General features: G+C 63.3%; 6 protein-coding genes and 1 pseudogene. 3 read left to right on the top strand and 4 right to left on the bottom strand.

Annotation, left to right across the window (positions count from 1 at the left end):
- Nucleotides 1–37: 37 nt before the first annotated feature.
- Nucleotides 38–1,258 carry an alpha/beta hydrolase fold domain-containing protein gene (locus tag VNW74_RS00420; protein WP_414686567.1) on the bottom strand — a complete coding sequence of 407 codons (1,221 nt, stop codon included), beginning with the start codon at nt 1,256–1,258 and terminating at the stop codon, nt 38–40.
- A gap of 565 nt (nt 1,259–1,823) precedes the next feature.
- Complete coding sequence (locus VNW74_RS00430) at nt 1,824–1,961, bottom strand: hypothetical protein (protein ID WP_325674633.1); 138 nt, start codon at nt 1,959–1,961, stop codon at nt 1,824–1,826.
- Between the two features lie 354 nt (nt 1,962–2,315).
- Here VNW74_RS00430 and VNW74_RS00435 point away from each other — a divergent pair, with 354 nt between their 5' ends.
- The 3 genes from VNW74_RS00435 to VNW74_RS00445 all read left to right on the top strand — a co-directional run bounded on the left by VNW74_RS00435 (nt 2,316) and on the right by VNW74_RS00445 (nt 4,206).
- Nucleotides 2,316–3,338 carry a glycosyltransferase gene (locus VNW74_RS00435; RefSeq protein WP_325674634.1) on the top strand — a complete coding sequence of 341 codons (1,023 nt, stop codon included), beginning with the start codon at nt 2,316–2,318 and terminating at the stop codon, nt 3,336–3,338.
- A 417-nt stretch (nt 3,339–3,755) separates the two neighbouring features.
- The gene (locus tag VNW74_RS00440) at nt 3,756–3,902 is read left to right on the top strand and encodes a DUF6307 family protein (protein ID WP_325674635.1); all 147 of its coding nucleotides are present in this window, start codon (nt 3,756–3,758) and stop codon (nt 3,900–3,902) included.
- Between the two features lie 133 nt (nt 3,903–4,035).
- Nucleotides 4,036–4,206 (top strand): hypothetical protein, encoded by a 171-nt coding sequence (locus VNW74_RS00445; protein ID WP_325674636.1) that lies wholly within the window; start codon nt 4,036–4,038, stop codon nt 4,204–4,206.
- Between the two features lie 405 nt (nt 4,207–4,611).
- Here the strand turns inward: VNW74_RS00445 and VNW74_RS00455 are convergent, their stop codons facing one another.
- Together VNW74_RS00455 and VNW74_RS00460 are read right to left on the bottom strand one after the other, a co-directional pair.
- The gene (locus VNW74_RS00455) at nt 4,612–5,631 is read right to left on the bottom strand and encodes an Acg family FMN-binding oxidoreductase (protein WP_325674637.1); all 1,020 of its coding nucleotides are present in this window, start codon (nt 5,629–5,631) and stop codon (nt 4,612–4,614) included.
- A 138-nt stretch (nt 5,632–5,769) separates the two neighbouring features.
- A pseudogene (locus VNW74_RS00460) lies at nt 5,770–6,619 on the bottom strand (hypothetical protein); the annotation flags it as partial.

Consider the following 6,619-nt stretch of genomic DNA (forward strand, 5'->3'; position numbering starts at 1 on the left):
TTTAACCCCACGGGGCGACCATACAGTCGGCCGGCTGCTAAATAACCTCTTTGGCCGCGATCATCCGGTTGCGGTGGACCTGGTTGAGGAACAGCCCGACCGCGGTCGCCATCGCACCGGTGCGGGCCCCATCGGTCAGATCAAAGCCGTGTCCGGCGCCGGGCAACTCCATGTAACTCACTACCGAACGCGACACCGACCGCAGCCGCTCGACAAAGCTGCGCGCCTGTTCCACCGGAATCACCGAATCATTGCTGCCGTGAATCACCAGGAATGGCGGGGCATCCGGATGCACCCGCGCGATCGGCGAGGCTTGGCGGAACACCTCGGGGTGACGGTCGATCCTGCGCTTGACGACCACCCGTTCCAGGAAATCGACGAAGCGGTCCCGCTCTTCGGTCGAGCGGTCTTCCCAGTCGTAGCGGCCGTAGATCCCAACTACGGCGTCCACCGACGTGTCCGAGTCGGGCGGCAGGTCGGTCTGCATTTCGGGGTCGTTCCCGGTGAGGCCGGCCAGCGCAGACAAGTGTCCGCCGGCCGAAGTCCCTGCCACCGCAATGAAATTGCGGTCACCACCGAACTTGTCGACGTTGGCGCGCGCCCACGCGGTCGCGGTCTTGACGTCGGTGATGTGGCTGGGCCAGCGGTGGTGCGGCGAAACCCGGTATTGCACCGACAGACACACCCAACCCAGTTCGGCCAGATGCGACATCAGCGCATAGCCCTGTAGCTGGCGACCGCCGTGCACCCAGGCGCCGCCGGGCACGAAGATCATCACGGGTGCCGGCCGGACCGGCAGGTCCCTCCGCCGCCAGACGTCGAGCAGTTGCACCGGGTGGCTGCCGTACCGCACCGAGGTGCGACGCAGGTACCGACGGTGTTGCCGCGCCTTCCAGAACGGTGGCGTCCGTTCCGGGGCCGGCCACTCGATGTCGAGGTCTTTGCCCGATACGACGCCACGCAGTGCAGCGTCGGACACCGCTTGGGTCTGGCCGCGCTCGGCCTTGCGGATCTCTCCGATGCCCGGAGTGAGCCAGGACTTCGCCGATGTGGACAAGAATCCCGGTATGTGCCGGTAGCCCCAGACGCCCATCGCGGTCACGCCGCCGAGTGGTTCGAGGTGCTTGCCCACCACCGGCAGCGAAGCCGTCGCCATGCTCAGCGCCAGCATGTAGTCGCCGGGGCGAGCTCGCAGCAACCATCTGGCCCGCGCCGCCATGGTCGGTCCGGGAAGGCGGGGCGCCGGTCTTACCGTCATTCCGGGAGCGTACCTCGCGGGTCCACCCGTCAAACGGCAAACGCGACCACTTCGTCGGTGAGCAGCAGCCAGCTGACGAAAAACGCCTGTTGAGGCCGGCCGCACACACGCTCACGACACGGCCATGCCAGCGATCACGCTGGCCGATCAGGCGGACATCACCCATTCTCAGACCTACCCGGCCGGCGGGGACTGCAGCGCAATCCACGCCGACGGAGACCTAGGCACGGGCCAGGATTCGCCACGGGTCCACGCCCAGGCCGACCTTGCCGCCGATCAGCAAAACTGTTTGCCAACAGCCTATTCCGAGCAGTGGCTGGAATACCTCGGCCGAATAGAGCGGGTAGCCAAACATCAAGAACCGCAACCCAATTCGATTATCGGCTGCCGCACATCGCTACAAGGGGCAAGCCCGGCAATTTCGTTCTTGTCAAACCCTGGCGGTGTGCGGACGACGGACGCATCGTCCATCCCGCCAAAGCGACGACTCTGCGGAGATTGAGGTGTCCGTCACTCGCCGCGGTTTTGATGCCGTCTAGAGGTGTGCGACGAAAGTCGTTGTGCTTCAGTGCTTCTTGTCGTGAAATAATGCATCGGTCGACGCGGCGCGGCGGGCGGCCTTGGTTTGCTTGTCGGCGCGTTTCTCCTTCAACGACTTTCCTGACTTCTTGCTCATGGCTTGCCGAGGAGACTTATCAGCCATCACTGGCCCCTTCATCATGGGGCCTGGTTGGTCCCGATCCCCGGACTCTACCCCACGACCCGACGTCCACAGCCATCTCGTCGCGCCGACACCATTGTAGGTGTATCGTCAAATCAGTTGGGAGTCCAGCTAGTCCGGGATGAGTCAGCCGTCTGCCGCTGACCGCGCGGTGCATCTGCTTGAGCTGGACACGCAGGTGACAACGGCAGTTGGGATCACCTTGAACACTTTGCCTATGTTTCGACCGTCAACGATTCCCGTTGTGGGCCAAGGATTTTTCGGTTCTCCGAGCCTTGGGATGCTGTATTTGTATGCACCGCCACTGCGCAGGCCGGCGACGTTCAGCGCGGTCATATGACCACGACATTCCCGGCACCGGTATTCGATCATCTGCTACGGCTGACCGACCGTCGCGGCACTTTTGGGCACGCGCGGCTCGCCGAGCCGCTGCCGGAGCATGGTTACTGCACGGACGATGTGGCGCGGGTGCTCGTTGTGGCCACGCGAGACCATGGGCCCGATAGAACACTGAACGGTCTGGCCGGAGTCGCGTTGCGATTCTTGAACGACGCGCAAGCCCTTACCGGCGCATGCCGTAGTGAGATGGACAGCACGGGCAGCTGGGTCGACGAGCCAGCCCTGCATGACGCCTGGGGGCTATGCATTTGGGGTCTGGGGACCGCGGCCGCGCGCAGCAATGTCTCCTGGGCCCGTCAGTCGGCCATCATGCAGTTTGAGCGTGCCGCCCAGGAGCGGTCGGCATGGCCGCGGGCGATGGCGTTCGCGGCGCTGGGCGCTGCCGAACTCCTCACCTTTGATCCAGAACACGGTGCGGCTCGCGCGCTGCTCACCGACTACGCCACTTCGGTTCCCGCTCCGAACTACGACCCCACGTGGCCGTGGCCCGAGTCGCGACTGACGTACGCGAACGCCGTCCTGCCTGAAGCCATGATCGCCGCGGGCGTCGCGCTCGCCGACGCGCCGCTGCGGCAGCACGGACTGGATCTGTTGGCGTGGCTAATCGCGTTCGAAACGGCAGACGGGCATCTGTCGCCCACCCCCGCTGCGGGCCGAGGGGCCCAGGACGCGAGGCCCGGTTTTGACCAGCAGCCCATCGAGGTGTCCACACTCGCCGATGCGTGCGCGCGCGCCGCCGCCGTCGACACGAACCCGATCTGGCTCGCCGGCGTCAGGGCCGCAGCCGCCTGGTTCATGGGCGACAACGACGCGGGAGAGCCGATGTGGGACCCGGATACGGGTGGCGGATACGAGGGATTGCACGCCGACGGGGTGGACAATAACCAGGGCGCTCAGGCGACTATCGCGGTGATCTCGACGTTGCAGCACGTACGACGTTTATCGATTGCGCGGCAATGACCGACTCCACCTTGCCTCCGTGTATGCGCTGGGGCTGTGCCCGATGGACTTCCATACGGGCGCCGAGGAATTCGTCAACGGGCCGTGGTGGGTGGTGAACGGGACGTTCCCGGCGCAGCGGCAGACTCCGGCACGCATGGCCACCGGGTGCGATGCCGCGGAAATCGCACTTCACGCAACCACAAGGTGCGATTACTCCCGGCAAGTTGTGAGGTGTCGGCGGTTGTCGACGACGCGCTTCTCGGAGGTTCGAGCGACCAACTGGTGTGGATTGGCTGAGTGCCCCTGGGACCTGATGGATTCCGGGTGCCCGTACTCACCCCCAGTGACGAGAAGCGGCGTAACGTTGTAGGTATCGGGCAGCTCGGTTGCGAGCAAACATGCTCGACTGAAAAGGAAATTATGACGGCTTCACCAATGACGTTCCGATCACCCTACGTCCAACGTCTCGAACTGGTCAGTGACACCATCAGGTCTCATTCCCAGCTCGGAGACAAGGCGGCGAGCGAACTGGCGGAACATGTTCTCGACGCATTGAATTCGATTCCCGAGAAGGTGCGCTGAGTACAGATCCGCGATGGTCCCATCACGCGGCTTCCCCAATTCATGCGCACGTTTTTTATTCACTGATTCACATGTGGGCTGATCACCCACGATCCCTGCCGGCATTTTGCTGGCGCATCTGGAGGTTTGAACCATGACAGTTACCGTGACACTTCAAGACGGCGCAACCGACAAATATATGCGGTTCGGTGACGTGTTCGTGAAGCACAACGACGGGAGGCTCGACGTCATCCGGTGCGGCGCCAAAGACCCATATAGCTACGCGGCGGGCGCGTGGACCGACGTGCAGGGCAACGAAAAGTAATTCAACAGGAGCCGTTTGTGGGGTTGATCCAAACGGGAAGCCACGAGTCCCGGTGACCTTAGAGCACCTCGGCGGTGGCGCCAGTTGCGAAAGCTGAAGATCCTCGTCCAACGATTGGTCGTCCACTCGCCGAATACCAAGAAGCACTGCAGTACATGAAGTTTCAGGTGATTCCGGGCCCGGGCGGGCCAATTTGATGATCGTGCGCAGGGCGAGTAGGTACTGGTAGCGGAGTGGGCCGGTGGTGTAGGGCAGGTCATACTTCGCGCAGACCGCTTGCACCCGCTCGGCGATCTCCGCGTACCGCTCACGAACGCCATCACCGGCCCGGCCACGAAAGTTGGTGCTACCCCCGACCGGGCCTACAAACTCGACATTTGTCGCAGATAGCAGTGCGCCTTGGTCTCACTCTCGAGGGCTTCCGGGTTGAATTTCTCGGCTCCGGGGGCGAAACGCCAGAACATCGGAAAGTGGCCGCCGCGGCGTCATGGCGGGTGCCTCGTCAAGGACAGGGGCTTCGCCGACGCGGATCAGAAGTTGCGGCATGGCTGCCCGTCCGGTCAAGGTGCCGACGAGGTGGCGGCTGGACTGTAGTTCTATGAGATGGGTCAGTGTGCATGTCGCCATGCCGGCCAACGTGCACTCCAATAGCACCGCGGACAACGCTTCGCCGCACCGCAAGGCGTCATCGCGGGTGTCCTTGTCGGTGGACAGAACCAGCACTGTGGACTGGTCTTGTCCGATGCCGACCGACCGCTCGTTGTGAGCGCTAACCGGGAAGGTCCTTCCGACGTCGACCCGATCATTTTCGGCCGCCGACACCAACGAACTGCGTGGAATACCATCAGAGTTCTCATAATGGCCTGTCCACCAATACAATTCGGTATGGTACGAGGAATCGTAGAGCCGCAGCGATTCGGTAAGTTGTGACGCCCTGGCTAGTTCCGGGCGCAGCTTGTCCGCTATTACGTCGAGATGAACTGTGCCGGCATCGACGGCGTCGCACAGCACAGGTTTCAAGGACTCCCAGTTCCTCGGTGCGGCGAAGGGAAGCCGATCGGTGCGGCGCCGCAGGATCGCGTCGGCCCGGCGGCGATGGCCATCGGTGACGAGGCTCATAGGGCTGAAATCGAGTGACGCAATATGATCGGGCTTATTCGGGTCGGGAAATCTGTCGACGTTGGCTGTCCACCCGGCTGCCGCTGTCGCGACGCGTAGATGGTCGAGCACGGCGCCGCAGCTGATGTGGGCTTCCCGCCCCGATTTGTCGGTGGAGGGAAGAATCCGGGTGTGATCGACGTACAGGTGCAGCCCCACACCCTCGGCAACCCATTGCCAGGGCTGGCTGTTGTGTAACGACGGGGCCCGGCACGCCAACTGCACTGCGGCCCTGAGTATGTCGACATCCACCAAGGTGTCGGGCATGATCAACCTCCAGTTCGTGTCTCAGTCAATCCTGAGTCTTTGGTCCGCTCTTCCTCCAGCTCGGGCATGAGCGCCGATTTCAAGTCGTGACCCGGTTCGGGTGTGCCCGCGGAGCGGGGCGGCGCGAAATGCGGCGCGTCAGCGGTCATGGCGATTGGTCCGTACGCCGGATGTCGGCGTGTTGCCGCGCCGTCTCCGACCGACGGGGAACTCTGCGAACACGGTCCGCGCGCCGATCACTGGTGTCGAGTTTATTTGCGGTGGATTCCAAGTCCAGTTGCGGATTTCGGGCAGGTCTTGGCCGTGGGTGTTGATGTAGCGGTTGTGTTCGACGAGTTTGTCGGCCATCGACTGCTTCAGGTAGTCGCCGGTCGCGCCGAGCTGGGGCGCCCGGTCGATGACGTCAGCGACGAGGTGGAAACGGTCCAACCGGTTCTGCACCCGCATGTCGAAGGCGGTGGTGATGGTGCCTTCTTCGTTGTAGCCGCGCACATGCAGATTGCGGTTGGTTCTGCGATAGGTGAGTCGGTGGATCAGGCTCGGGTAGCCGTGGAAGGCGAAGATGATGTGTTTGTCGGTGGTGAACAGGGCGTCGTAGTCGCGATCGCTGAGCCCGTGCGGGTGCTCGCTGGCCGACTGCAACCTCATCAGGTCCACCACATTGACCACCCGAATCTTCAACTCGGGCAGCTGTTCCCGCAGGATCGACGCCGCCGCCAGCACTTCGAGGGTCGGAGTATCTCCGCAGCACGCGAGGACCACATCCGGTTCGACGCCGCGGTCGTTTCCGGCCCATTCCCAGATGCCGATTCCCTCGGTGCAGTGGACCACCGCATCGTCCATGCTCAGCCATTGCGGCATCGCGCGCTTCCCGGCGACCACGACATTGACGTAGTGGCGGCTACGCAGACAATGGTCGACCACCGAGAGTAGGCAGTTGGCGTCCGGCGGCAGGTAGACCCGAACGACATCAGCTTTTTTGTTGACG

Origin of the sequence: Mycobacterium sp., from assembly GCF_035570115.1 — a bacterium.
In the GTDB taxonomy this organism is placed as follows: domain Bacteria; phylum Actinomycetota; class Actinomycetes; order Mycobacteriales; family Mycobacteriaceae; genus Mycobacterium.

What these genes read in the sequence shown, in the direction of transcription:
- VNW74_RS00420 (WP_414686567.1), bottom strand. Translation starts at nt 1,258, where the DNA reads ATGACGGTAAGACCGGCGCCCCGCCTTCCCGGACCGACCATGGCGGCG.
- VNW74_RS00430 (WP_325674633.1), bottom strand. Translation starts at nt 1,961, where the DNA reads ATGGCTGATAAGTCTCCTCGGCAAGCCATGAGCAAGAAGTCAGGAAAG.
- VNW74_RS00435 (WP_325674634.1), top strand. Translation starts at nt 2,316, where the DNA reads ATGACCACGACATTCCCGGCACCGGTATTCGATCATCTGCTACGGCTG.
- VNW74_RS00440 (WP_325674635.1), top strand. Translation starts at nt 3,756, where the DNA reads ATGACGTTCCGATCACCCTACGTCCAACGTCTCGAACTGGTCAGTGAC.
- VNW74_RS00445 (WP_325674636.1), top strand. Translation starts at nt 4,036, where the DNA reads ATGACAGTTACCGTGACACTTCAAGACGGCGCAACCGACAAATATATG.
- VNW74_RS00455 (WP_325674637.1), bottom strand. Translation starts at nt 5,631, where the DNA reads ATGCCCGACACCTTGGTGGATGTCGACATACTCAGGGCCGCAGTGCAG.